This is a genomic window from Thalassovita sp. (assembly GCF_034670005.1).
Taxonomy (GTDB): domain Bacteria; phylum Pseudomonadota; class Alphaproteobacteria; order Rhodobacterales; family Rhodobacteraceae; genus Thalassobius.
Genome location: NZ_JAXMOH010000009.1, coordinates 44,576 through 70,670, shown reverse-complemented (window position 1 = coordinate 70,670; position 26,095 = coordinate 44,576). Strand labels below are relative to the sequence as shown.

Genomic DNA, 26,095 nt, shown 5'->3' with positions numbered 1-26,095 from the left:
GACAAGGACAAAAAGATGCTGAAGAACGATCAACTGGAAGCCTGGGACCGTGATAATTTTTTCCATCCCTCGACCCATCTGGCGGAATTCGCCCGTGGAAACCTGCCGCAGCGGATAATTACCGGCGGGTCGGGATGTCATATCGAGGACCGCGACGGCAACCGGTTGCTGGACGCCTTTGCCGGGCTTTACTGCGTCAATGTCGGTTATGGCCGCCCCGAAATCGCAGAGGCGATTGCAGAGCAGGCCAAGGAACTGGCCTATTACCATGCCTATGTCGGGCATGGCACCGAGGCGTCGATCACGCTGGCCAAGATGATCCTCGACCGGGCACCGGATAACATGTCCAAGGTGTATTACGGGCTGAGCGGATCGGATGCGAACGAGACCAACATCAAGCTGGTCTGGTACTACAACAATATTCTGGGCCGTCCCGAGAAGAAGAAGATCATTTCGCGTTGGCGTGGCTATCACGGGTCGGGGTTGATGACCGGATCATTGACCGGGCTGGGGCTGTTTCACCGCAAATTCGATCTGCCGCTGAGCCAGGTGGTGCATACCGAAGCGCCGTATTATTTCCGCCGCGACGATCTGGATCAGACCGAAGAACAGTTCGTTGCCCATTGCGTGGCCGAATTGGAAGCGCTGATCGCACGCGAAGGCGCTGACACCATCGCCGCCTTCATCGGCGAACCGGCGCTGGGCACCGGCGGGTTGGTGCCGCCGCCCGAAGGGTATTGGGCCGCGATTCAGGCGGTTCTGGACCGCCATGATATTTTGCTGATCGCAGATGAGGTGGTGACCGGGTTCGGCCGGCTTGGGTCGATGTTCGGGTCGGATCACTATGGCATCAGACCCGACATCATCACCATCGCCAAGGGGCTGACATCGGCCTATGCGCCGCTGTCGGGGTCGATCCTGTCGGACAAGGTCTGGAAGGTGCTGGAAAAGGGCACCGACGAAAACGGCGCGATCGGTCACGGCTGGACCTATTCGGCGCATCCGATCGGCGCGGCGGCGGGGGTTGCCAATCTCAAGCTGCTGGACGATCTGAAGCTGGTGCAGAATGCGGGCGAAACCGGGGCCTATTTCAAACAGGCGTTGATGGATGCGGTCGGAGATCATCCCAATGTCGGCGAAGTCCGGGGCGAGGGTTTGCTATGCGCGGTGGAATTTGTCGAAGACCGGACCGACCGGACCTATTTCGATCCCGCCAAGACGGTGGGGGCAAGGATCAACGCGGCACTGCTGAACCGCAAGATCATTTCGCGCGCCATGCCGGAGGGCGATATCCTTGGATTTGCGCCGCCGTTCTGTCTGACCCGGGAAGAAGCCGACGAGATCGCGGGCAAACTGAAAGAGGCGGTGGCCGAAGTTCTGGGCTAGGATTGGCCGGGCCGTACTGCGCGGCGGCAGATCAAGAATTCCAAAGTGGTCCGGCCGATGGCCGGGCCACTTTTTTGGGGATCGGGACAGCAGGCGCCCATGCAGGTTGGCCGGTCCGTGCCCTGATATTGCCGTTGCAGCCGTTCAGGCTAATTTGCTCAGAAAGGATTTCAGCTTGGTCGCCGGTTTTGACCTGTGACGATGAACCGGGACATCGCCGGGGAACACAACGGGCGCAAGATGTCCAGGATGGGGGGATCGGTGAAGACAGGCAAGCAAGGATCGAAGCGGAAGCGTTCCGCGCAGGTGTTGAAACATCCGTTCGCATGGTTTGCGTTGCTGTTGGTCGTGATCGTGATGGTCTTTGCGCCGCCGCTTGCGGCGCAGGACAGCCCGGTCTTCAACGAACCTTTCTCGACATGGGACAAAACGGCAGCCGAGGCGCAGAGGCTGCTGGAGCTGGACAGTCCGACAGAGTCTGTTCTTGAACAGTTGCGCAAGACGCTGGCGCTACAGCGCGATGCCGCTTTTGACCTTTCCGAAAAGGGCAGCCTCGCCGCGCGGGCGTTGCAGGCGCAGTTGGATGCGCTGGGGCCGCCGCCGCCCGAAGGAGAAACGGAAGCCGAGGAAATCGCCGAACGTCGGCTGGAAATCAAAAAACAATTGTCGACGGCAAATGCGCCCATCCTTGCCGCCCAGGAAGCCTTTGAACGCGCCCAGTTCCTTGTGCGTGAAATGGATACGAAGCTGCGGGCAAGCCAGACCGAAAAATGTTGCGGCAATCGCCGCCGCCGATCCTGCCGTCAAACTGGACTGGACTGCCCGAAGAATTGTCCGGCCGGGTTGCCGATTTCGCCGGGGATATTTCACTGGCGTTTAAACTGCGGGCAGAGGCGGGCGGGTTGTGGAGCTATTTGCCGGTTGCCGTCGGGTTGGCTGTGGCCGGGTTCGTGTTGATTTTCGTGGTAAGCCCGTGGATTTCACGCCGCGCCGAGATGGGACTGCAAAGGGAAACCAACAAATCCCGCCGCCGGTTGATGGTTTTTGGCATTTTCGCGATACGGCTGATCGTGCCAGCGGTCGGGCTGGGTCTGCTGTTTATCGCGCCACTCATGCTTGATCTGAAAATGCAGCGGGGTCAGGGGTTGATCACCGCGCTGCCAATGTTCCTGACCTATCTTTTCGTCGCTCATATTCTGGGATTCACCGTTTTTGGCGGCAAAGGCCGGACGCCGGGCGTTTTCGATATCGACCCGGAACAGGCCCTTCGCGGGTATCGGCTGACGCTTGGGCTCGGGTTCTTTGTCGCCATCGAGGCGCTGCTGGTGGTGGCGGAAACGGCCTATCGCGTCAGCCCCGAGACGCGGGCGATCATAGCCACGTTCATAATTGTGATCGGCGCTGTTCCGCTTTGGCGTCTGGGCCGGCTTTTGCTTGATATCAACGCCGGAAAATCCGCAGCGCCTGGCACCGATACGACGGGTGCCGACCCCACAGAAGGCGCGATTGTCGGTGACCTTATCTGGATTGTTGCCCGGTTGATTCAGATTGCCGCCATCGTGGCTGTCGTTGCTTCGGCGCTGGGCTTTGTCAATCTGGCGCGGCAGGCCACCGTTCCGATGATCTTTACGCTTGGTGTGCTGGCGGCGGCGCTGTATTTCCGGCGTCTTCTGATTTCGTTGGTCCGGGACGCGGTCGGCGAGATAACGGAAGACGAAGCCGAGGGTGCGTTCGTGCTGCCGCTGGTGGTTTCGCTGTTGATCATATTTGGGGTTTTGCCGCTTCTCGCTTTGATCTGGGGGGCCCGTCTGACCGATATTTCCGAAGTCTGGCGGTTGCTGACTGAAGGCGTGAAAGTGGGCGATATGCGGTTGTCGCTGACGATGCTGATCACGCTGGTCGTCGTCTTCATGATGGGTCTGGTCGTGACCCGGTGGACGCAGCGCCTGTTTCGCCAGACGCTTCTGCCCAGAACGAAAATGGATCGGGGTGCGCAGGCGTCGCTGATCACCGGGTTGGGGTATCTTGGGCTGACATTGACCGGTTTGATCGCCATTTCGTCTGCCGGGATCGACCTGTCCAGCCTAGCCGTGGTCTTTGGCGCCTTGTCCGTCGGTATCGGTTTCGGGTTGCGCAATGTGGTTTCGAATTTCGTGTCGGGGATTATCCTGCTGGTCGAACGGCCGGTTAAGGTGGGCGACTGGATCGAAGTTGCCGGGCATTCCGGCATCGTGAAAAAAATCGCCGTCCGGTCGACCCGGATCGAAACCTTCGACCGGTTTGATGTGGTGGTTCCGAACGCCGCGCTGATCGAGGGGAGCGTCAAGAACATGACGCTTGCTGGCAGTGACGGCCGTTTGGTTCTGCCCGTCGGTGTCGCCTATGGCAGTGATGTCGACGCGGTGCGCACTATTCTGGAAGAGGCCGTGAAGGACGATTCCCGGATCATCAGTTTTCCCGCGCCGTCGGTTTTGTTCGTCGGGCTTGGCGACAGTGCGCTGGACTTCGAACTGCGGGTGTTCCTGCATGATGTGAGCACGGTAATGGGGGTGAAGTCGGACCTGTTGTTCCGGGTCTATTCCGCGCTGAACAAAGCCGGGATCGAAATCCCGTTCCCGCAGCGCGATGTCAATCTCAAGGGGCTGGAACGGCTGGCCGAAGCCATCGAAACGCTGGGCCGCCGCAACGGCGACGCCGGGGCCTGACCCGACGGGGCAGGGTCAGGCCGGTTTTCAGGCGTCGAGGTTCCGGGCCGCTTCGGCAATCCGGGTGCAGACGCGGGCAGCGTCGCCGATATCGTGGGACAGCAGCAGCGCCAGCTTGGCAAGGAACAGGTCGCTTTTATCCCCGACCGCATCAAGCTGTTCGGCAAGCGCTTCGTAGACGGTTTCGACATCAACGGGGGTCATGCGGTTTCTCCTGCGGTCGAGAGGGCGAAGGCGTGGTGGATTGCGGCGGGGCTGGCATCGGCCCAGCGGGCGGCGATATGGCCATCGGGCCGCACAAGATAGGCGGTCGACGCGGTGGCAGCCAGCACCTTGGCGGCTTCTGATCCGGGGGACAGCACCACATGGGCGAGGTCGGGATCGGCAAGATCGGCGCCGAGCGCGGGATCAAAGGCGATCAGGCTGAACCCGGAACCCAGCCGGTCAGACAGGAAACCGTCATCGACCCGGGCTTCGGGCAGTGGCGCGCCGGGCACCGGTCCGCCGTCAAACCCCGGGTCGTCGGGCGACACGATCGGGCTGTCGGCATAGCTATAGGGGGTCATCTGGCGCGGGTTGGCCAGTTCCCCGGCAAACGGGTGGTCCAGCGCGAGGTTCAGTGCTGCGTCGCGCATCAGCGCCCAGCCTTTGGTCGGCGGTGTCATGAACCGCGCCGATTTCGATGCGTTGGCAAACACATCGAGCGTGGCTCCACGCCGTTCTGGCGTGTAGCTGTCCAGCAGCGCCGGTCCGGCCTGTCCCTGAATCACCCGAGCCAGTTTCCATGCGATATTGTCGGCATCGGCAATGCCGTTATTGAGCCCGCGCACGCCAAAGATCGGCACGATATGGGCGCTGTCACCGATGAAGAAAACCCGCCCGTCGCGGTAATCGTCCAAAGCCAGCGTGTTGGCGGAATAGATGCTCCACCATTCCAGATCCCAGTCGCCGCTATAGCCGAGCTCGTCCAGCACCGCGGCCACCGAACCGCGCACGTTTTCTTCGCGGATCGCATCGGTTGCGTCTTCGCCGTCGCGCAGCTGGTAATCAATGCGCCAGATATTATCGGGCTGTTTATGGACAAGGATGGTGCCGCCGCGCCTGCAATCGGGGTCGAACAGCGCCCGGCGGATGGTGGGATAATCGTGATCCATCTGCACGTCGGCGATGACATAGCGGCCTTCGAAATTGTCGCCTTTCAGGCGCAGCCCGCGCAGGGTGCGGACGGTGCTGCGGGCCCCGTCGGCGGCCAGCAGCCAATCGGCGGCGATGTCATAGCTGCCCTTGGGGTCGCGCACGGTTAGACGCACACCATCCTCGGTGTCTTCTGTCCCGGTGACTTCGCTTTGCCAGCGGGCGTCGATCAGAGGTTCGAGCGCGATGGCGTCCCACAGGTATTGTTCGATATATTGCTGTTCGATGTTATACATCGGGCGGTATTTTTCGCGCGGGCTGTCGGGCATGTCGAATTCAAGGATCTGACGACCGCGGTAGAAGCTGCGCCCGGTGGTCCAGCCCAGAGATTTTTCAAGGAAGGGAGCGACCGCGCCGAGCCGGTCGAGAATGTGATAGGACTGGCGCGCGACGCAGATCGCGCGGCTGCCGTCGTTGAAGCTGTCCTTGGCGTCCAGCAGAACCGAGGCGATACCCGCGCGCGCCAAAGCCAGCGCGGCGGTCATGCCGACCGGGCCGGCGCCGACAATGGCGACCGGCGTGGGGTCGGTCAGGCGATCCCGCGCGGCGGGCGGATCGAAATGCGGGTAGTTGAAATAAAGCGAGTCCGTTTCGGCGCGTCCGGCTGGTCTCATGATCTGCTCCTGTGGTTTGGGCACTGTTGTACAGAACCGGTGGGCTGTCTGTCTGTCCCCTTTGTAGGAGGACATGCTAAGACCGTCCCATGACCACGCTTGCACAGCATATCGACACCTGCCTCGCCGCGCTTGGGCGCGATGATTTCGCGCTGGTATTTGCCGATTTCGTCGAAACGCTGGGGGTCGACCAGATCATGGTTTTTGCCATCGGGGACGACCGGGCGCAGTGCCTGTTGTCGCGGCATTTCAGCCATGGGGCGCTGGCGGGGAGGTTGGCGGCGACCTATCTCGACGGCTGGTTCCTGCAAGACCCGTTGCTGCCCGAGCTGCGCAAGGCGGACGTGGGGACGGTCACGCTGCACCGGCTGGAGGACCTCGCGCCGCGGATGGGAACGGAATACCGGCGGGTATTCTTCGGCGCGCCGGGATTGGCGGCCAAGACGACGATGGTGGCGGTGGGCGACCGGCTGCGGCTGTTCGTCAGCCTGTATCACACGGGCGACGGGGCGGAATGCGCGCCCGATCTGGCCCGGCTGGCCGGACGATTGGCGCTGATGCATTTCGAACGCGCGGCGCAAAGCGATATACCGGCACCGCTGGCGGTGTTGAGCACGCGTGAACGCGCGGTCTGTCTGGGTATCCTGTCGGCGCGCAAGACCGATCTGATCGCCGCCGATCTGGGGGTCGCGGCATCGACCGTGGTGACCTATCGCAAACGCGCCTATGGCAAGCTGGGCATCACGTCGCGGGCGGGATTGTTCGCCATCTGCGGCAGGTAGGGCAGGCCGGGGCAAAGCCGGGCCCGCCCCAAGCGCGATCAGACGAAATCAATGCCCTGATTGAACGGCATCGCCCGCAGCCGCTGGCCGGTGGCCGCGAAGATCGCGTTGGCCAGAGCGGGCGCGGCAGGTGGGATGGGCGGTTCCCCGATACCACGCACATGCGGCCCGTTTTCCAACCCTTTGACAAAGATGTCAGGGCATTGGTAATTCCGCATCCCTTCGGCATCCCAGTAATTGGATTGTTCCGCCATGCCATCGGCATAGGTGATTTGACTGTTCATCGCGTGACCAAGGCCGAAAATTACACCGCCCTGAACAAGGTTTTCGAAATTGACCGGATCGACAACCTGACCGACTTCGGCAGCGATCCAGACCTTGTCGATGCGAATGCCGTTGTCGGTATTGGTCACTTCGACCACTTCGGCTGTGGGCACGCCGAAGCTTTCGACAAAGGCGACGCCGCGGCCCTTGTTCGGGGCCAGATCACCGCCCCAGGACGACATTTCGGCCACCGTTTCCAGCACCTTGCGCGACAGGTCATGTTGCATCAGGCGGATTCGTTCTTCCATCGGATCGGCCCCGGCCCGGTGGATTAGTTCATCGAGAAAGCTGTCAAAGAAGAACCCGGCCCCGGCGGCCCCGACCGACCGCCACGACGAGACCGGCGCCAGTTCCGGCACCCGGTAGCCGCGCACCCGCAGATGCGGCAGCGCATAGGGATTGTTCCATGCCCCGGCCACGATCTGCATGTCCGGTCCGGCCATCGGCATTTTGGCGCGGCCCATTTGCGACGTCATCACCGAGGGCGATGCAATGTCCAGATCCATCGCCACCACTTTACCATCTGCCACCGTGCCCCGGCCACGGGCCATGGCGATATGGCGGGGGAAATCGTGGCCGAAATCTTCTTCGCGCAGATAGGTCAGCTTGACCGGTGTGCCGCGCAGCAGGTTGGCGATTTCGGCGGCTTGCTTGATGAATTCGAATTCCAGACGGTGACCGAAGCTGCCACCGATGAATTGATTGTGGAACCGGACCTGAGCCGCTTTGTGGCCGGTGATCTGACTGACGATCTGTTGCAATTGGCGCGGGATCTGGTGCCCGGCCCAGACATCGACCGCGTCATCGGTCACTTTGATCACGGCGTTGAGCGGTTCCAGCGGTTGATGCGCCACGTAAGGCGAGCGGTATTCGGCCGCAACGACCGTGCCTTTTTCCAGTTCGGTTTCGACCGCGCCGTCGTCGCGCCATGTCTTGTCGAGCCGGTCTTCGATGAAGGAATCCGAGATTTCAGCCCAGTGATCGGCCTGTTCGGCGGGGTAGGGGGCGGGGCCCCAGTCGCAATCGACCACTGCCGCCGCCTGAAATGCACGCCATGTGTTGTCGGCGATCACCGCGATGCCGCCAGTGATCGGCAGGATTTTTTGCACACCGCGCATGGTTTTCGCTGCCGCGTCGTCATAGCCATTTAGCGCGCCGCCCTGACGCGGGTTCATTTTCACCGCCGCATGGACCATGCCGTCGACTTCGAGGTCGATGCCGTAGGTCTGGGTGCCGGTGACCTTGGCCGTCATGTCGAGCCGGTGCATCGGCTTGCCGATCAGCCGCCACTGATCCGGGTCGCGCAGGGTGACATCGCGCACCGGGTCCAGCGTGGCGGCGATGGTGGCCAGTTCGGTGTATTTCAGCGCCGTTCCGTCGGGCAGTTGCACCGCGCCATGCGCGGTTTTCAACTGCGCCACCGGCACACCGGATTGCTTCGAGGCTGCCAGTTTCAGCGTTTCGCGCGCCATTGCCCCGGCGCGGCGCAACTTGTCGAAACTGTCGGGGATGGTGCTGGACCCGCCGGTCAGTTGCATCCCCAGCAGTTTCAGCGCGCCCGACATCACGTCGCGCATGGTTTCGGCAGAGAAGCTTTCATTGGTGGACATGAACGGCACGCCTTCGCCGGCCATGGCGGTGTTCCAATAAGCCTTGTCCGGGGCGCCGAAGCTGACCTCGAACTGGCCGAAGTCGAGATCCATTTCTTCGGCGATCAGGGCCGCCTGAGACGAGGCCACGCCCTGCCCTTTGTCGGCATGGGGGCCGATCAGGGTGATCTTGTCGGCGTCGATCATGACCCAGGGGTTGAAGCTGGCGGCGCCCTCGGCCAGTTCGTCCTGCAACGGATTGGCATAAGGCGTTTTGACCCGGTAAACGCCAAAGGCGACGCCGCCGACGATGGCGGCGGACCCGATCAGAAAGGTGCGGCGGGCAATTTTTCCTGCGCGGCTCATGGCTTATGCCTCCTGTAGTTTGGCGGCGGCGGTTTTCACCGCGGCGCGGATACGCGGATAGGTGCCGCAGCGGCACAGGTTGCCCGACATCGCGTCGTCGATATCGCTGTCGGACGGGTCGGGAATGTTGGCCAACAGGTCAGCGGCCTGCATGATCTGGCCCGACTGGCAATAGCCGCATTGCGCCACCTGATGTTCGTCCCAGGCCGCCTGCACCGCGTGCAGCGCGGCGGGGTTGCCCAAACCTTCGATGGTGGTAACGGGACCGTCGACATCGCCCACCGCGGTCTGGCAGGAGCGCACGGCGACCCCGTCGATATGCACGGTACAAGCCCCACATGCGGCGACACCGCAGCCGTATTTGGTGCCTGTCAGCCCGAGTTCATCGCGCAGTACCCAAAGCAGCGGCATGTCCGTTTCGATATCGACTTCGTGCGGGGTTCCGTTCACGATCAGTTTCATCTGCATTCCTCCCGGCGCAATAAGTAGTTGCTGCAAAGATAGCGCAGTAATTGGTTTAGAAAACTCGCATATCACGCCAAATCTATAACTAACTGCGCCAAGTCTGTGGCATGGTATGGTTTGGACATGGTCAGAAAGGGTATTCTTGCCATGATGCCGGAGGAAAGGTCTGCCTGAAGATGAGCCAGAAAAAACGCTATCCGATCGCCAAGCATATGCGGCAATATTGTGCGATGCTGAAACTGGATGAAACCCGGCTGCTGCGGCGGGTCGGGTTGGCACCGGATTTCCTTGATCATGAAGGCAAGGGCGTGACAGCGCGGGAATTTTACGCGCTGTGGCAGGCCGGGTTTGACGAGGCCAAGCGCGACGATATGGCGTTGAGCCTGGGTCGGCAATTCGCCCAAGCCCCTTATGTGCCTGCGATCCTGGCGTTTTCATGCAGTCCCAATATCGAGATCGGTTTGACCCGGCTGTCGCTGTTCAAGCCGCTGGTGGCCCCGATCCGGCTGGACCTGATGCGCAGCGGCGGGCAGGTCGAAATCACCATCGCCTCTGCCGACCCTGAAGTGGCGATGCCGCCCGGTGTCGCGGCGTTCGAATTGGTCTATTTCCTTGAATGCGCCCGCCGCTTTACCGCCGAACATATCGTGCCTGTCGCCATCCATATGCCGCATTGCTGCGGGCCGCTTGAGGCGTTCAACGATTTTTTTGGCGTGGTTTCGGAAAATGGCACCATCGCGAAGATGGTGCTGAGCGTCGAGGATGCCGAACGCCCGTTGCTGTCGCAGAACGATGATTTCTGGGCGATGCTGGAAATCGACCTGCACCGGCAATTGGCGGAACAGCAGGCCGAGGCGTCAATTGCCGACCGGGTGCGCACGACGCTGCTGGACCTGTTGCCCAGCGGCAATGCCTCGGCCGATGCGGTCTGTGCCCGGCTCAATATCAGCAAACGCAGCCTGCAACGGCACCTGAAGGCCGAGGGCGAAAGTTTTCAATCGGTGCTGGATGCGACCCGGTCGGAATTGTCGCTGCGGTATCTGTCGCAGGGCGATTTGAGCGTCGAGGAGATTTCCTATTTGCTGGCCTATCGTGACCCGAATTCATTTTACCGGGCGTTTCAGGGCTGGACCGGCATGACCCCGATGCAGGCGCGCGGGCAGGTGGTGCAGTGACGGAATGTTCGGACCGCTTTGCGGCAGGTCCGTTCAAGGCTGCGTTGACAGGAAAAAGGCCGCTTAATAGGGTTAATTTTATTTGAAGTTCAGCACGCGGGCGATACCGCGCCCCGGCCCATTTCAAAAGGACATATAGATGCTGCGATCTGGCCTGATCTGGGTTCTGGCTTATGTTGTTCTGCTTTGGCCGCTTTTGATGTTTCAGGGGCCGATCGTTTTCCCCGACACCACGCCCTATTTGAAAGGGGCGGCGACCGGGTTGCAATTGGCGCTGGGAGTCGAAACGACGCTGGTTGAGGCGAAAATGCTGCCGGTGGCCGCCAACCCCGCCGCGACGGTGGTGGAGATTCCAGACGGGCCAATGGGCGACGGGTCCGTTTCGTCTGCCAGATCGCCCTGGTTTGGCGGGTTCCTTCTGATCGGGGTGCTGCTGGCGGATGGGGCCGGGCCGGTGCTGATACAGGCGGCATTGGTGCTTGGGGTGATCGGGCTGACCACCCGCAACGTGCTGGGGCGCAGCGATTTCGGGCCGGTCATCGCGGTGGTTCTGGCGCTGCTGACGCCGCTGGCGGTTTACAGCAATTACCTGATGCCCGATCTGGCGGCGGGGGTGGCGATTTTGGCGCTGGCCAACCTGATGATGTTCGACGGTCGTATGGGACGCGGGCAACGGGCGTTCTGGGCGGTGATGCTGACCGGGACGCTGTTGTTCCATGTCAGTCACGTATTGGTGGCAACGGTGTTGGTGCTGTTGGCGGTGCCGGTTGCACAGCGTTGTTCCGGGCGTGTGCCACGGCGCGGCATCCTGACCGTGTTGGCGGCTATCGCGGTGTTCGTCGCCGGGCAGACCGGGTTCAATGGCATGGTCAAAAGCCATTATGGCGCGGCCCCGATACGGCCTCCGTTCCTGACCGCGCGTCTGGTGGCAGATGGGCCGGGATTCGATTATCTGACGGAAAATTGCGCCACGGTGGAGTTTGCGATTTGCGCCTATCTGGACCGGATGCCGGGTGCCGAACTGCGCGCGGGCACCGGTGAATGGTACAGCAACGTTCTGCTGTGGTCGGACGATCCGCAACAGGGGGTCTATGAAACCGCCAGCCCGGAGATGCGGGCGCGGCTGTCGGGCGAACAGATGCGATTTACATTCGCGGTATTGCGTGCCGATCCGGTGGCGGTCATCGGTGATGGGCTGTGGAACGCGTGGCGGCAGTTTTTCCGCTGGCGGATCGATCACATCGGCGATCTGCATTCCGTTGGCTTTATCGAAACCCCGCTGATCGATCCCGCGCCATTGCTGAGCGTCGGTCCTGCGGTGCCGTTCGAGCCTGCCCGGCTGAGCCCGGTCTATCAGGTCACCACCGGGTTTGCGTTTCTGGCCTGTGCGGTGCTTCTGGTGCTGATCGCGCGCAATCCGCGCGATGCGCAGGGCGTGCTGGGCCTGATGATCGTGATCCTGCTGGGTCTGGTGCTGAATGCCGGGGTGACCGGGGCATTGTCGGGCGTCGATGATCGTTATCAGACCCGGGTGATCTGGCTGCTGGGATTGGTGGTGCTGCTGGCCGTCGCGCAGCTGATCCGCCGGGCGCGGCGTGGTGGCTAACCGGTCTGCGCAACCTGCAACGCGGATTTAGTCCGCCGCAGCAGGCGTTTCGGTTTCAGGGCTGGGGTCGGTGGTCGGGTCTTCTGCCGACAACGCGCCGTTTTGCCATGTGCCGGTGGCTTCCTGTCCGGTGGCATAGCGCATGGTGCCGGTGCCCTGGCGTTTGCCGTTCAGGAAGGTGCCTTCGTAGACATCGCCGTTGGAATAGGTGGCGATGCCGCGGCCTGAAATTTCCCCGGCCTTCCATTCGCCATCATAGCGGAACCCGCTGGGCATGGTTAGTTCGCCGCGGCCATCACGCTGGCCTTCGGCGAACATGCCCTTGTAGATCGTGCCGTCGGGATAGGTCGCGGTGCCGCTGCCGTGGCGCTGACCGTTGAGCCATTCACCTTCGTAGCGATAACCGTCGGCATAGGTCATGATGCCGAAACCCTGATTGCGGGCGTTGACGAAGCCGCCTTCATAAGTGACCCCATTGGGATAGCTGGCCTTGCCCTGGCCTTCGATCACCCCGGCGACCCATTCGCCTTCGTAGGTGGCGCCGTCGGGATAGGTGATCTTGCCCGCGCCATCGGCCAGCCCGTCGCGGAATTGCCCGGTATAGACCGACCCGTCGGGATAGGTGACTGTGCCCTGGCCTTCGATCTGCCCGGCGGTCCAGTTGCCGTCATAGCGGTAGCCGTCGGCACCGGTGAACACGCCGTGACCGTGACGTTTATCGGCCTTGAAATCGCCGACATAGGTGTCGCCATTGGCATAGGTCACCCGACCGTCGCCTTCGCGGCGCCCGCCGGCAAGGGTGCCTTCGTAGACATCGCCATTGGGCTGGGTCAGTTTGCCCTCGCCGTTGATCTGGCCGTCTTTCCACAGCCCGGTATAGATCAGCCCGTCGGGCATCGTCAGCGTGCCCTGACCTTCGCGGGCACCGCGTTGCACCTGACCTTCGTAGACCGCGCCATCGGGATAGGTGATTTTGCCCAGACCTTCCTTGACGCCATTGATCCAGTCGCCGTCATAGATATAGCCGCCGGGCGATTGCATCACGCCGCGACCGTGATGCATCGCGTTGAAGAAGCCGCCTTCGTAGCGCACACCATTGGCATAGATGGCGATGCCCTGACCGGTGATCTTGCCAGCCAGCCAGTCGCCTTCGTAAGTGCCGCCATCGGTGAAAACGATCTTGCCGAATCCCTGCGGTTTACCCTTTTCGAAATCGCCCTCGTAGACCGATCCGTTGGGGAAACGCGCGACGCCCTTGCCCTTGATTTCGCCATCGACCCATTGGCCGGTATATTCGTAACCATTGGGCAACCGGTAGGTGCCGGTGCCGTGCTGCAGCCCGTTGCGGAAGGTGCCTTCATAGACGCCGCCATCGTCATATTGCTTGGTCAGGACCTGACTGTCCTGCGCCTGTCCGATGCCCGCCACCAGAGTTGCGGTGCCAAGGAGGAGTGCAAAAACGATCTGCTTCTTCGTCATGTGGTGTTCCCGACGCTGCTGTTCCGGTTCCGTACTGAAACAAGTGGGAAACTAGAGGACAGCCCGGGGGGTGACAACGTGTTTTGGCGCAAATCGGCTTTCCCTCGCCTGCTGATCTGGTAAATCGTCAGGATAGGCCATGAGGGAACGGAACATTGGCAGACAGATTTCGCATCACGCTGGCGCAGCTCAACCCGACGATGGGCGATCTGGCCGGAAACGCCGCCAAGGCGCGCGACGCCTGGGAAACCGGCAAGGCGGCGGGCGCCGACATGGTGGCGTTTCCGGAAATGTTCATCACCGGCTACAATACCCAGGATCTGGCGATGAAACCCGCCTTCCATCGCGCCGCGATGGAAGAGGTGGCCAGTCTGGCCCAAGCCTGCGCCGACGGTCCCGCGATCGGCATCGGCGGCCCTTACGTGGAAGATGGCAAGCTTTATAACGCCTATTTCATTCTGCAGGGCGGCAAGGTGGCGCACCGGGTGCTGAAACATCACCTGCCCAATGAAACCGTGTTCGACGAAGTCCGCATCTTCGACAGCGGCCCGCTTGCCGGACCTTATTCCGTCGGCGGTGTGCGCATCGGCAGCCCGATCTGCGAAGACGCCTGGTACGAAGACGTGGCCGAGACATTGGCCGAAACCGGGGCGGAATTCCTGCTGATCCCCAACGGATCGCCCTATTTCCGCAACAAGCTGGAACTGCGGCAGAACCTGATGGTGGCGCGGGTGATCGAAACCGACCTGCCGCTGATTTACCTCAATCTCGCCGGGGCACAGGACGATCTTGTCTTTGATGGCGGCACTTTCGCGCTGAACCCGGGCGGCGAATTGGCGCTGCAGATGCCGCTGTTCGACGAGGGTATCGCCCATGTCGACCTGATCCGGGGCGATGCGGGTTGGCGGATCGATGCCGGTGAAAAGACCCATATCCCCGACGATATGGAGCAGGATTACCGCGCCATGGTGGAGAGCCTGCGCGACTATTGCGGCAAGACCGGGTTCGGCAAGGTATTGCTGGGCCTGTCGGGCGGGATCGACAGCGCCATCGTCGCCACCATCGCTGCCGATGCGCTGGGGCCGCAAAACGTGCGCTGCGTGATGCTGCCGTCGGAATACACGTCGCAAGGGTCGCTGGACGATGCCAGGGCGATGGCGGAAAACCTGGGCTGCCCTTACGATTTTGTGCCGATTTCCGAGGGCCGCGTGGCGATCACCAATACGCTGGCACCGCTGTTCGAGGGCCGGGACGCCGATATCACCGAGGAAAACATCCAGTCGCGCCTGCGCGGGCTGTTGCTGATGGCCTTGTCGAACAAATTCGGCGAGATGCTGTTGACCACCGGCAACAAATCCGAGGTCGCGGTCGGTTATGCCACCATCTACGGCGATATGGCGGGGGGCTATAACCCGATCAAGGACATGTACAAGACCCGTGTCTTTGCGGCCTGCCGCTGGCGCAATGACAATCACCGCGACTGGATGATGGGACCGGCCGGTACGGTGATCCCGGTGTCGATCATCGACAAACCACCGAGCGCCGAATTGCGCCCCGATCAGAAGGACGAAGACAGCCTGCCGCCCTATGAGGTGCTGGACGGCATTCTGATGCTGCTGGTCGATGCCGAGGCGTCGGTCGAGGAATGCGTGCGCGCGGGCTATGACCGGGATGTGGTCAAACATGTGGAACATTTGCTGTATATCAGCGAATACAAGCGGTTCCAGTCCGCGCCGGGCACCCGGCTGAGCCCGCGCGCGTTCTGGATGGACCGGCGCTATCCCATCGTCAACCGCTGGCGCGACCCGTCGGGGGCGTGACCCGCAGGAGCGCCCGTTCCGGGCGCGCCGGATCAGCTTCGCCTTGCGGCGAAGCGGGTGGGGGCGCTGCCCCCGCCGCGCGGGGCGCGGCCCCCCCGGGGATATTTGTGAAAAGAAGAAGCGACGGGGTGGCGTTTCAGGCGGGGTCGGGAGCCAGCTGCCTCAGCTTGCACTGATCAAGCAGGCGGTCCGCGTCGGCGCGGCGGCACAGGTCGGTGGCTTCGGTCATCACCGCCGCCGAAGCCGCTGCAGTGCCGCGGCGAAGCGCCTCTTCGGGGCGCAGGCCGCGGGCCAGCGCCAGGGTGAAGGCGCCGACGAAGCTGTCGCCAGCGCCGATCTTGCTGACCACCGGGACCGTGGGGGGGGCTGCGTGAAAGCAACCCTCGGCTGAGGCCAGAACCGAACCGTCGGCACCGCGGCCGACAACCACCAGATCCGCCACGCCGCGCCGCAGCAGCGCGCGGGCAAAGATGGCGCTGTCTTTGGCAGCCGTCAGCGGATGTCCGGCGATCCGTTCGGATTGAGCGCGGTCCATCCGCAGGGCCGCCACCGGCGGGCCGTGGCCGTCACACAGGCTTTGCAGGGTGGGGCCGGAAACATCAATGATCAGCCGCACGTTGCGCGGCGCCAGCCCCGCGGCCAGCAATGCGGGGAAATTGTCGGTTGCACCGGGCGGCTGGCTGCCGCTGAGCACGACAAAACCGTTCTGAGGGGCGGTTCTGACCGCCAGGCGCAAGAGCTGGTTCAGCCGTTTTTTGCCCCATTCGGGCCCCGGCAGCACGAAGCGGAATTGGTCCCTTGTGGTTTTGTCGGTCACCGCAAGGCTGAGCCTTGTTTCGCCGGGCGCCGGGAAGGGCAGCACCGCGATGCCCTGATCATGCAGCAGGTTGTGCAGGGTTTTGCCGCGCGGCCCCGCCAGCGCCACCAGCGCCCGGCTGTGCCCGCCCAGAATTTGCACCACCCGTGATACATTGACACCGCCGCCGCCGGGATCGGTGCGGGGCGCGTCGCAACGCAGTTTAGGCCCGGCGCTGACCCGGTCGGTGGCGGTGGCAATATCCACCGCCGGGTTGAGCGTGATTGTCAGAATGTCCCGCATCCGCTGCCCCTCCGGCGCTGTCCTGTGCCCACCGGAGTAGAATGCCACCGGTGGGCGCGGAAAGCCAAGTGCCGAATGGGCAGCGCTGCGTGCGTTGTCTTCGGGTCAGAGCATGTGCTGATAGCTTGCGGCGAGGTATTTGTAGCCCTCGTCGCGCGGTTCGACATAGCCAAGCCCCGGGAACGGCATGTGATAGCCGACGAAGGGGACCTTGTCGGCGGCCAGCATGGCGAGGATTTTGCGCCGGGTGACGGCTGCGGCGGTCTTGTCGTTGTCAAAGCGGACCTCCCAGTCGGGATGGGCCAGCGACCAGACATAGTGGTTGGCGAAATCGACCGCCAGCAGTAGCTGTTTGCCTTCGCTTTCCAGACGGTAGGCCATGTGCCCTGGGGTGTGGCCGAAGGCGGCCATCGCGGTGATGCCGCCGGTGACGCTGCCGCCATCGTCGAGCATGGTCATGCGGTCGGCCAGCGGGCGGACCTTGGTTTCGAACCCTTCGTTTTCCATCTTGGACCAGGCGTCGAATTCGACCGCGCCGGTGACATAGCTGGCATTGGCGAAGGTGTCGCCGGTTTCGCCCCGCAGCCCGCCGATATGGTCGCCGTGCATATGGGTAATGACCACCTTGTCGATCTGATCCGGGCTGTGGCCTGCCGCGTTCAGCGCGTCGGTAATGCCCGCCGGGTTCAGCCCGGTGTCGAACAGGATCAGTTCCGACCCGGTATTGACCACGGTCGGGGTGAAGAAAAACTGCGCCTTGTCGGCGGGGATCAGGTTGGCGGCGGAAACATCCGCGAATTCCTGATCGCTGACATTCAGGCCGAAGATTTTTTGCGGTTCGGGTACCGTGCGGGTGCCGGCCAGCAGGGTCGTGACTTCGAACCCGCCGAGGGTGAAGCGGTTGAACCGGGGTGGCGCGGCGCCCAGCATGGCGGCGGCGGCGCTCAGAGGGGTCGACAGGGCAGCCCCCAGAGGCAGCGAAGCGGTCGCTGCCAGCATGGCGCGGCGGGTCAGTCGAGAAGTCGTCATTGGCGTTTCTCCTGCTGGTTGGTTTCCTGCCCGGGATATTAGTGCGACGGCGGTCGCGGTCACGGATTTCACGATTATGTGAACGACGCGCTGCGCGGTGCGCATTCTGGACAAAACCCCGTAGCTGTGACATGGGGTCCGGCAACAGGAGATCATGCATGACCACCACCCGTTTCGCCCCATCGCCGACCGGCTATATCCATGTCGGCAACCTGCGCACCGCGCTGATGAATTACCTGATTGCCCGCAAGTCGGGCGGGACGTTCATCCTGCGGATCGACGACACCGATGCCGAACGGTCGAAACAGGAATATATCGACCAGATTCAGCGCGATCTGGAATGGCTGGGGATCGGCTGGGACCGGATCGAACAGCAATCGGCGCGGCTGGACCGCTATGCCGAGGCGGCAGATCGTCTGCGCGATATGGGCCGGTTCTATGAATGTTTCGAAACCCCGGTCGAGCTGGACCTGAAGCGCAAGAAGCAGCTCAATATGGGCAAACCGCCGGTCTATGACCGCGCTGCGCTGGAGTTGTCGGAAGACGAAAAAGCCAAGCTGCGCGCGGAACGCGGCGGGTACTGGCGCTTCAAGCTGGATCACGAGCGGATTGAATGGAAAGATGGCATTCTGGGCGATATTTCCATTGATGCGGCCAGCGTGTCCGACCCGGTGCTGATCCGGGCCGATGGTCAGGTTCTTTATACCATCGCGTCGGTTGTGGACGACACCGAAATGGGCGTGACCAACGTGGTGCGCGGGTCCGACCACGTGACCAATACCGCCACCCAGATTCAGATCATCCGGGCGCTGGGCGGCACGGTGCCGGAATTTGCGCATCATTCGCTGCTGACCGGGCCGCAGGGCGAGGCGCTGTCGAAACGTCTGGGGGCTTTGGCGATCAAGGATCTGCGCGAACAGGGGGTGGAGCCGATGGCGCTGCTGAGCCTGATGGCGCGGCTGGGATCGTCCGATCCGGTTGAGTTGCGCGGGTCGATGGATGAGCTGATCGAGGGTTTCGATATTACGCGGTTCGGCGCGGCGCCCACGAAGTTCGACGAAAAGGACCTGTTCCCGCTGACGGCGCATCATCTGCAATCGCTGCCGTTCGATGCGGTGAAAGACGAAATCGCGGCGTTGGGCGTGCCTGCCGATCTGGCTGAACAATTCTGGGCGGTGTGCAAGGATAACATCACGATCCGCGCCGATCTGAAAACATGGTGGGAGCTGTTCCGCGATGGCGCCGAACCGGTGATCGAAGATGAGGACCGTGATTTCATCGCTCAGGCGATGGAACTGCTGCCGGAGGGGCCGTTCGACGGCGACACCTGGGGCAAGTGGACAGCCGAGGTCAAGGCCGCGACCGGGCGCAAGGGCAAGGGATTGTTCATGCCGCTGAGAAAGGCGCTGACCGGACAGGGTCACGGCCCCGATATGGCCAGCGTGATGCCGTTGTTGCAGGTGGTGCGCGCCCGCGGCTGAGCCGGATAGACATGTAGCACGGAGAAGCCCCGCATCCCTGGGAGGATACGGGGCTTTCCTTTCTTCGGCGCTGGCTTAAAGCGGATGCGCGACCGAAACGGGGGCTAGGGCCGCACATCGCCACACCAAAGCCGAACTCGAAAATCGGCAGGATTGGCAGTGTCGCCGCTCAGGCGGGTTCGGGTTCCAGGCGCTGAAGGCTGGCGTCAACGATCCCGAGGTTTTTCATTGCCATGTAGCTGAGTTCGTGGATCAGTTCGCGGATTGAAACGCAGCCCACGACCCGGCCGTCCTCAACCACCGGAAGATGGCGAATATGGTTCTGCATCATCTTGGCCATGGCGACCATGACGGAGTCGTCGGGGTCGGCAAAGACCGGGTTTTCCGTCATCACTTCGCTGATCGGGGTGGTCGCGGTGCGGCGGCGTTCACCGATACAGCGGCGGACGATATCGCGTTCGCTGATCATGCCGAGCAGCTTGCCATCTTCGTCGATCACCGGGAGGGCGCCCATTTTGCGGTTGTTCATGACCTTGCAGGCTTTGCGTGCCATTTCGTCAGGTGACATCGCATGCAGTCGGCGCTTGCGAATAATTTGTGTCATCGTCTTAGGTTTGTCCATGCTTCCCCCACTCAGGGCGCTTTCCAGTTTAGCCACATGCGGCATTGGTCTTCGTCCCTTTCGCTTCGTTTCCGTTCACCGGACGATTTGGCAATGCAGACCAAATGCCGACTTCTCAGGTACTACAACGGTAGGAGAGTGGTCCGGTTGACCCGGTAATAGGTATGGGGCGGGCGGCGAAAGGAGAGGCGGACGGTCTTTCGAAGGGCGGAACGGAGGCTTTGGCGGTTTCCAGATGAAAAAGGATGTTCGCAATGCCTCCTTTCGGGCGGGGTCAGTTGTCGCGGGTTCTGTGCAGCGCTTCGGAATGGGCCGGGGTGAGCGGCACCAGACGGGCACCTATATCATCAAGCATCCGGTCGACCAGCCGGGTTTCAGGCCGCGCCAGGGTCTGATGTCGCGGATAATGCGGTTGTTTGCGATCATCCAGAATCGGGGCGTCCCAGCCGTCGGTGGTCTGGAAAAACCGGGTCACGCCCTGTTCGCCGAATTCCTGATGATAGCCCTGCACCACCACATCAAGATAACTGAGCAGGATGGGATGCGCCATTGTGGGGGCACCATGTTTGCCTGCCGGGATGGAATAGATCGCCGCCTTTGGCGTGAAGGGCAGCGGGTGGTCGTCGAGATCGGTCAGATCGACCCGGTCATGTCATAGGCATGTTCGCGCGCGTCCAGCGCCCGCCAATCGCCATTCGGAACCCCGGCAATCAATCCGTCGATTCGGGTCGACGGATCGGGTATGGCTGTCAAAAAAGCGACAGGACGCAGCGCCGTATGGCGCCAGATGCGTCGCCATCCGGTGGCGCGGGCGCGGTGCGCCTCTCCGTAGGCGTGTGTTTTACGATTAACAAGTGAACCGTATCCGAAGAAAAATGCATTTGTCATGCCGATAGGGTATTCATTTATTGATCAAATTCAATCTGTGCCATCTAAATGGGGCCGGGGAGATGGTCGTCGGATTACCTAGACCAAATAATTTAGCTCTGATGGACACACGAAGATGTACCACGGAGGGGGAGTATCGCTTGCGTATTACGAAACGGACCAATATCGCGATCCGGGTCTTGATGTATTGTTCGGCTCACATCGAGCGGCTGGTGACCAAGTCGGAAATCGCTGAACGGTGCAATACGTCGGAAAACCATTTGGCACAGGTCATCAATCAGCTGGGCCAGTTGGGCTATCTATATACGCAACGCGGCCGCAATGGCGGTATCACCTTGGCGCGCAAAGCCGAGGAAATATCAATTGGCGAAGTGTTCCGTAATCTTGAGGCTTCTGTGCCGCTGGCCGAGTGTTTCGCCGATGTCGACAACACCTGTCCGTTGATCGAGGCCTGCCGTCTGAAACTGGCCATCGCCGATGCTGCTGAGGCTTTTTACAGCCATCTCGACATGATCACGCTGAATGCTCTGGTCTGTGGCAATGATGAGCTTTTACAGATTATGTCGTCGATCACCTGCCAACAGGGAAAGTGACGTCCGGGCTTTTCGTTGCACTGTTTAACCTTCGGTCGACTGCCGTCTGACGTGCCGCAAACGCCGCATGTGCGGGTGCGTTATTGAATGACGTTGCCGGAAAACGACCACTTGCCGAATGTAGGCGACTCGGCTAATCACGAGTTATCGATCGGGAGAACCGGCTTAGCCGGTGCCGAAGGAGCAACCGCCCCCGGAAACTCTCAGGCCCAAGGGACCGATCGGGTGAAACACTCTGGAGAGAGGCGCAGAGATGCGTCCGCCGAAGGGATAGCGATCTCAGGCAAAGGGACAGAGGGGGCATCGAAGAACGTGGCCTGATGGCCGCGTCGGATTGATGCCGGACGGGGTTTGCATTGCCACACCGGTTAACCAAGGATCGGAGCGGCTATGAGCGATTTGAAATCCCTGCCATTGGACGGGTTGCACCGCGAACTGGGCGGCAAGATGGTGCCGTTCGCGGGTTATGACATGCCGGTGCAATACCCCGCCGGGGTGATGAAAGAGCATCTGCATTGCCGTGCCCATGCCGGGCTGTTCGATGTCAGCCATATGGGGCAGGTGATCCTGCGCGGCGCGGATTTTGAGACCGCGGCGCTGGCATTGGAAACGCTGGTGCCGGTGAACGCGGCAGGGCTGGGCGAGAACCGCCAGCGCTATGGCTTTTTCACCAATGATCAGGGCGGCATTCTGGACGATCTGATGTTCGCCAATCGCGGCGATCACATCTTTATGGTGGTCAATGCCGCCTGCAAGGATGCCGATGTCGCCCATCTGCGCGCCGGGCTGCCCGCCGATGTGACGTTGCAGGTGATCGAGGACCGCGCGCTGCTGGCGTTGCAGGGCCCCGAGGCCGAGGCGGTGCTGGCCGCGCTGAATCCGGTCGTGGCGGATATGAAATTCATGGATGTTGCGACGGTCGAACTGGCAGGCGCCGAATGCTGGATTTCGCGCTCGGGCTACACTGGCGAAGACGGCTATGAAATCTCGGTCCTGGCCGATGCCGCCGAGGCGCTGGCGCGCAAGCTGCTGGCCGATGAACGGGTGCTGCCAATCGGGCTGGGGGCCCGCGACAGCCTGCGGCTGGAAGGCGGGCTGTGCCTGTATGGCCACGATATTGATCAAAACACCAGCCCGATCGAGGCCGGTCTGAACTGGGCGATCCAGAAAATCCGCCGGTCGGGCGGCGACCGCGAAGGCGGTTTCCCGGGTGCCGCGCGCATCCTGTCGGAATTGCACAACGGTGCCGAGCGCGCCCGCGTCGGGCTGAAGCCGCAGGGCCGCGCGCCGATGCGTGAAGGGGTGGAGCTGTTTGCCGAAGAAGACCGCGAAACGCCGATCGGGTGCATCACATCGGGCGGTTTCGGTCCAACGGTCGAGGGGCCGGTGGCGATGGGCTATGTCCCCATTGCTTTTGCTGCCCCCGGTACGGTTATCTATGGCGAGGTGCGCGGCAAACGGCTGCCTGTCGAAGTGGTGGCGCTGCCTTTCGTGCCGGCGCGTTTCAAAAGATAAAATCAGGCTTACAGGGAAAAGGAACTGGCCTATGAAATTTACCGAAGATCATGAATGGCTGCGGGTCGAGGACGATCTGATCGTCGTCGGCATCACTGAACATGCCAGCACGTCGCTGGGCGACGTGGTGTTCGTGGAACTGCCCGAGGTGGGCACGATGGTCGCCAAGGGCGACGAGATCGTGGTGATCGAAAGCGTCAAGGCCGCGAGCGATATCACTGCGCCAGTCGATGGCGAGGTTGTCGAGGTGAACGATGCGATCGTCGACGAACCGGGCAAGGTGAACGAGGACCCGCTGGGCGAGGCGTGGTTTTTCAAGCTCAAGGTCGACGATGTTTCCGTGATCGACGATTACATGGACGAAGACGCCTATACCGCGCTGGTCGAGTAAGCGTGATGGGTCTGCGCGCCCCGCGGAGGGGCGCGCAGACCCAGCCTCCGGCGGGGGTATTTACCGCCAAGATGAAACGCAAACGCGCCGAAGCGAGGAGCCCCGGGATGCCGTTCCAGCCAACCGATTATTTGCCTTACGATTTTGCCAATCGCCGTCACATCGGCCCGTCACCCGAGGAAATGGCGGCGATGCTGCAGGTGGTTGGGGTGCGGGATCTTGACGAACTGATCGACCAGACCGTCCCCCGGGCGATCCGGGCCGAGGTCCCGCTGGGATTTGGCCAGGCGCTGTCAGAGCGCCAGATGCTGCGCCGGATGCGCGAAGTGGCGGGCAGGAACAAGGTCCTCAACAGCCTGATCGGCATGGGGTATCACGGCACCGTGACGCCGCCTGCGATCCAGCGCAACATTCTGGAGAACCCGGCCTGGTACACCGCTTATACGCCCTATCAGCCGGAGATTTCGCAGGGCCGTCTGGAAGCGCTGCTTAACTATCAGACCATGGTCAGCGACCTGACCGGGCTGGAGGTGGCCAATGCGTCGCTATTGGACGAGGCGACGGCGGCGGCCGAGGCGATGACCATGGCGCAGCGGGTGGCGAAATCGAAGGCAAAGGCGTTTTTCGTCGATGAAAACTGCCATCCGCAGAATATCGCGGTGATGAAGACACGCGCCGCGCCGCTGGATATCGAAGTGATCGTTGGCGCCCCCGAGGAGATGGAAGCCGACAAGGTGTTTGGTGCCATTTTCCAATATCCCGGCACCTATGGCCATGTGCGTGATTTCACCGCCCAGATGGCGGCGCTGCACGACGCCAAGGCCGTGGGTATTGTGATCGCTGATCCGATGGCGCTGGTGCTGTTGAAAGAACCGGGCGCGATGGGCGCAGATATCGCCGTGGGGTCAACCCAGCGTTTCGGCGTGCCCTTGGGTTATGGCGGCCCGCACGCGGCCTATATGGCCTGCCGCGATTCCTTCAAGCGGGCGATGCCGGGTCGGATCGTCGGGGTGTCGGTCGATGCCCGCGGCAACCGCGCCTACCGGTTGGCGTTGCAGACCCGCGAACAGCATATCCGCCGCGAAAAGGCGACGTCGAACGTGTGTACCGCGCAGGCGTTGCTGGCGGTGATGGCGTCGATGTATGCGGTATTCCACGGCCCCAAGGGGCTGAAGGCCATCGCGCAGCGGATTCACCGCAAAGCGGTGCGGCTGGTGCAGGGGTTGGAAGACGCCGGGTTCAAGATCGAGCCGGAAAATTTCTTCGATACCGTCACGGTCGAGGTCGGCCCGCTGCAGCAGGCGGTGCTGAAATCGGCGGTGGATGAGGGTGTAAACCTGCGTCCCGTGGGCAAGACCAAGGTGGGGATCACGCTGGACGAAGCGGTGGTGCCGGAAACCATCGAAGCGGTCTGGCGGGCCTTTGGCATTGATCGGGCTGACGACCGGGCGGGCGATTGGCGGCTGCCCGATCCGTCCTTGCGGGAAACGGATATCCTGCAACACAAAATTTTCCACATGAACCGGGCCGAGACCGAGATGATGCGCTATATGCGCCGTCTGGCCGACCGCGATCTGGCGCTGGACCGGGCGATGATCCCGCTGGGGTCCTGCACGATGAAGCTGAATGCGGCGGCCGAAATGGACCCGATCAGTTGGCCGGAATTCAGCGACATCCATCCTTTCGTGCCCGCCGATCAGGCCGAGGGCTATCACGAGATGATTGGCGATCTGAGTTCCAAGCTGTGCGATATCACCGGCTATGACGCGTTTTCGATGCAGCCAAATTCGGGCGCGCAGGGCGAATATGCCGGTCTGCTGACCATTGCCGCCTATCACCGCGCCAATGGGCAGGGGCACCGCAATGTCTGCCTGATCCCGATGAGCGCACATGGCACCAACCCGGCCAGCGCGCATATGGTCGGTTGGAAAGTTGTTCCGGTGAAATCGAAGGAAAACGGCGATATCGACCTCAATGATTTTCTGGAAAAGGCGGCGCAGTATCGCGACACTCTGGCGGGCTGCATGATCACCTATCCGTCAACCCATGGGGTGTTCGAGGAAACGGTGAAGGAAGTCTGTGCCATCACCCATGAACATGGTGGCCAGGTCTATATCGACGGGGCCAACCTGAACGCGATGGTGGGGTTGTCGCGCCCCGGCGATCTGGGCGGCGATGTCAGCCACCTGAATCTGCACAAGACCTTTGCCATCCCGCATGGCGGTGGCGGTCCCGGCATGGGACCGATCGGGGTGAAATCGCATCTGGTGCCGCATTTGCCGGGCCATCCCGAGACCGGCGGCGAACAAGGTCCGGTTTCGGCCGCACCTTACGGGTCGGCGTCTATTCTGGCGATCAGCTGGGCTTATTGCCTGATGATGGGCGGTGACGGTCTGACCCAGGCGACCCGGGTTGCCATTCTGTCGGCCAATTATATCGCCAAGCGGTTGGAAGGTGCGTTTGACGTGCTGTACAAGGGGCCGTCGGGCCGGGTGGCGCATGAATGCATCATCGACACCCGTCCTTATGACGAAAGCGCCGGGATCAGCGTTGACGATATCGCCAAGCGGTTGATGGATAACGGATTCCATGCGCCGACGATGAGCTGGCCTGTCGCCGGTACGCTGATGATCGAACCGACGGAATCGGAAACCAAGGCTGAACTGGACCGGTTCTGCGACGCGATGATGTCGATCCGCGAAGAAATCCGCGACGTGGAAGAAGGCCGGATTGATGCGGAAAACAACCCGTTGAAGAATGCGCCACATACGGTTGAGGATCTGGTCGGCGACTGGGACCGGCCCTATAGCCGCGAACAGGGCTGTTATCCGGCGGGGGCCTTTAGGGTCGATAAATACTGGCCGCCGGTGAACCGGGTCGACAACGCCTATGGCGACCGCAACCTGGTCTGTATCTGCCCGCCGATGGAAGACTACGCCGAGGCGGCGGAGTAATAAGGAAAGCCCCGCCTC

Annotated in this window: 22 protein-coding genes and 1 riboswitch; of the genes, 12 read left to right on the top strand and 10 right to left on the bottom strand. The window is 61.9% G+C overall.

Annotation, left to right across the window (positions count from 1 at the left end; translation table 11 throughout):
- The first annotated feature begins 15 nt into the window (after positions 1–15).
- The 3 genes from VOI23_RS14720 to VOI23_RS14710 all read left to right on the top strand — a co-directional run bounded on the left by VOI23_RS14720 (position 16) and on the right by VOI23_RS14710 (position 4,091).
- Positions 16–1,386, top strand: a complete 1,371-nt coding sequence (locus VOI23_RS14720) for an aspartate aminotransferase family protein (RefSeq protein ID WP_323785673.1) — start codon at positions 16–18, stop codon at positions 1,384–1,386.
- Between the two features lie 201 nt (positions 1,387–1,587).
- Positions 1,588–2,343 (top strand): hypothetical protein, encoded by a 756-nt coding sequence (locus VOI23_RS14715; RefSeq protein WP_323785672.1) that lies wholly within the window; start codon positions 1,588–1,590, stop codon positions 2,341–2,343.
- Between the two features lie 38 nt (positions 2,344–2,381).
- Entirely contained in the window at positions 2,382–4,091 is a 1,710-nt protein-coding gene (locus VOI23_RS14710) for a mechanosensitive ion channel family protein (RefSeq protein ID WP_323785752.1), read from the top strand.
- A 27-nt stretch (positions 4,092–4,118) separates the two neighbouring features.
- Here the strand turns inward: VOI23_RS14710 and VOI23_RS14705 are convergent, their stop codons facing one another.
- Both VOI23_RS14705 and VOI23_RS14700 read right to left on the bottom strand, forming a co-directional pair.
- Positions 4,119–4,295 (bottom strand): hypothetical protein, encoded by a 177-nt coding sequence (locus VOI23_RS14705; RefSeq protein ID WP_323785671.1) that lies wholly within the window; start codon positions 4,293–4,295, stop codon positions 4,119–4,121.
- Positions 4,292–5,899: an FAD-dependent monooxygenase gene (locus VOI23_RS14700; protein WP_323785670.1), complete on the bottom strand. Its 1,608-nt coding sequence runs from the start codon at positions 5,897–5,899 to the stop codon at positions 4,292–4,294. The genes VOI23_RS14705 and VOI23_RS14700 overlap by 4 nt, the downstream gene beginning before the upstream one ends.
- Before the next feature lie 89 nt (positions 5,900–5,988).
- Here VOI23_RS14700 and VOI23_RS14695 point away from each other — a divergent pair, with 89 nt between their 5' ends.
- Positions 5,989–6,681, top strand: coding sequence for a helix-turn-helix transcriptional regulator (locus VOI23_RS14695; protein ID WP_323785669.1), 693 nt, complete (start codon positions 5,989–5,991; stop codon positions 6,679–6,681).
- A 38-nt stretch (positions 6,682–6,719) separates the two neighbouring features.
- Here VOI23_RS14695 and VOI23_RS14690 read toward each other — a convergent pair whose 3' ends face one another.
- Positions 6,720–8,960 (bottom strand): xanthine dehydrogenase family protein molybdopterin-binding subunit, encoded by a 2,241-nt coding sequence (locus VOI23_RS14690; protein WP_323785668.1) that lies wholly within the window; start codon positions 8,958–8,960, stop codon positions 6,720–6,722.
- Positions 8,961–8,963: 3 nt separating this feature from the next.
- Positions 8,964–9,422: a (2Fe-2S)-binding protein gene (locus tag VOI23_RS14685; RefSeq protein ID WP_323785667.1), complete on the bottom strand. Its 459-nt coding sequence runs from the start codon at positions 9,420–9,422 to the stop codon at positions 8,964–8,966.
- 179 nt (positions 9,423–9,601) lie between these two features.
- On the opposite strand from VOI23_RS14685, the gene VOI23_RS14680 reads away from it, so the two are divergent.
- Both VOI23_RS14680 and VOI23_RS14675 read left to right on the top strand, forming a co-directional pair.
- Positions 9,602–10,600, top strand: a complete 999-nt coding sequence (locus VOI23_RS14680; protein WP_323785666.1) for an AraC family transcriptional regulator — start codon at positions 9,602–9,604, stop codon at positions 10,598–10,600.
- Between the two features lie 139 nt (positions 10,601–10,739).
- The gene (locus VOI23_RS14675; protein WP_323785665.1) at positions 10,740–12,206 is read left to right on the top strand and encodes a hypothetical protein; all 1,467 of its coding nucleotides are present in this window, start codon (positions 10,740–10,742) and stop codon (positions 12,204–12,206) included.
- Positions 12,207–12,233: 27 nt separating this feature from the next.
- Here VOI23_RS14675 and VOI23_RS14670 read toward each other — a convergent pair whose 3' ends face one another.
- A complete protein-coding gene (locus tag VOI23_RS14670; protein ID WP_323785664.1) occupies positions 12,234–13,685 on the bottom strand; it encodes a 2-isopropylmalate synthase in 1,452 nt (483 codons plus the stop codon).
- Positions 13,686–13,840: 155 nt separating this feature from the next.
- Here VOI23_RS14670 and VOI23_RS14665 point away from each other — a divergent pair, with 155 nt between their 5' ends.
- The gene (locus VOI23_RS14665; protein WP_323785663.1) at positions 13,841–15,505 is read left to right on the top strand and encodes an NAD+ synthase; all 1,665 of its coding nucleotides are present in this window, start codon (positions 13,841–13,843) and stop codon (positions 15,503–15,505) included.
- A gap of 136 nt (positions 15,506–15,641) precedes the next feature.
- Here VOI23_RS14665 and VOI23_RS14660 read toward each other — a convergent pair whose 3' ends face one another.
- Together VOI23_RS14660 and VOI23_RS14655 are read right to left on the bottom strand one after the other, a co-directional pair.
- Complete coding sequence (locus VOI23_RS14660; RefSeq protein ID WP_323785662.1) at positions 15,642–16,604, bottom strand: hexose kinase; 963 nt, start codon at positions 16,602–16,604, stop codon at positions 15,642–15,644.
- Positions 16,605–16,709: 105 nt separating this feature from the next.
- Positions 16,710–17,633, bottom strand: a complete 924-nt coding sequence (locus tag VOI23_RS14655; protein WP_323785661.1) for an MBL fold metallo-hydrolase — start codon at positions 17,631–17,633, stop codon at positions 16,710–16,712.
- A 158-nt stretch (positions 17,634–17,791) separates the two neighbouring features.
- On the opposite strand from VOI23_RS14655, the gene gltX reads away from it, so the two are divergent.
- Positions 17,792–19,114 (top strand): glutamate--tRNA ligase, encoded by a 1,323-nt coding sequence (gltX, locus tag VOI23_RS14650; protein ID WP_323785660.1) that lies wholly within the window; start codon positions 17,792–17,794, stop codon positions 19,112–19,114.
- Positions 19,115–19,283: 169 nt separating this feature from the next.
- On the opposite strand, the gene VOI23_RS14645 is transcribed toward gltX, so the two are convergent.
- From VOI23_RS14645 to VOI23_RS14635, 3 genes are all read right to left on the bottom strand, one after another.
- Entirely contained in the window at positions 19,284–19,718 is a 435-nt protein-coding gene (locus VOI23_RS14645; protein WP_323785659.1) for a CBS domain-containing protein, read from the bottom strand.
- Positions 19,719–20,010: 292 nt separating this feature from the next.
- Positions 20,011–20,286 (bottom strand): hypothetical protein, encoded by a 276-nt coding sequence (locus VOI23_RS14640; RefSeq protein WP_323785658.1) that lies wholly within the window; start codon positions 20,284–20,286, stop codon positions 20,011–20,013.
- Between the two features lie 83 nt (positions 20,287–20,369).
- The gene (locus VOI23_RS14635; protein WP_323785657.1) at positions 20,370–20,624 is read right to left on the bottom strand and encodes a gamma-glutamylcyclotransferase family protein; all 255 of its coding nucleotides are present in this window, start codon (positions 20,622–20,624) and stop codon (positions 20,370–20,372) included.
- A 140-nt stretch (positions 20,625–20,764) separates the two neighbouring features.
- On the opposite strand from VOI23_RS14635, the gene VOI23_RS14630 reads away from it, so the two are divergent.
- The 4 genes from VOI23_RS14630 to gcvP all read left to right on the top strand — a co-directional run bounded on the left by VOI23_RS14630 (position 20,765) and on the right by gcvP (position 26,077).
- Complete coding sequence (locus VOI23_RS14630; protein ID WP_323785656.1) at positions 20,765–21,217, top strand: Rrf2 family transcriptional regulator; 453 nt, start codon at positions 20,765–20,767, stop codon at positions 21,215–21,217.
- Between the two features lie 142 nt (positions 21,218–21,359).
- Positions 21,360–21,447, top strand: a riboswitch (glycine riboswitch).
- A gap of 160 nt (positions 21,448–21,607) precedes the next feature.
- On the top strand, positions 21,608–22,732 hold the full coding sequence (gene gcvT / locus VOI23_RS14625; RefSeq protein WP_323785655.1) for a glycine cleavage system aminomethyltransferase GcvT: 1,125 nt from the start codon (positions 21,608–21,610) through the stop codon (positions 22,730–22,732).
- A 31-nt stretch (positions 22,733–22,763) separates the two neighbouring features.
- Positions 22,764–23,123 carry a glycine cleavage system protein GcvH gene (gene gcvH, locus VOI23_RS14620; RefSeq protein ID WP_323785654.1) on the top strand — a complete coding sequence of 120 codons (360 nt, stop codon included), beginning with the start codon at positions 22,764–22,766 and terminating at the stop codon, positions 23,121–23,123.
- Positions 23,124–23,230: 107 nt separating this feature from the next.
- A complete protein-coding gene (gene gcvP, locus VOI23_RS14615; protein ID WP_323785653.1) occupies positions 23,231–26,077 on the top strand; it encodes an aminomethyl-transferring glycine dehydrogenase in 2,847 nt (948 codons plus the stop codon).
- The last annotated feature ends 18 nt before the right edge of the window (positions 26,078–26,095 follow it).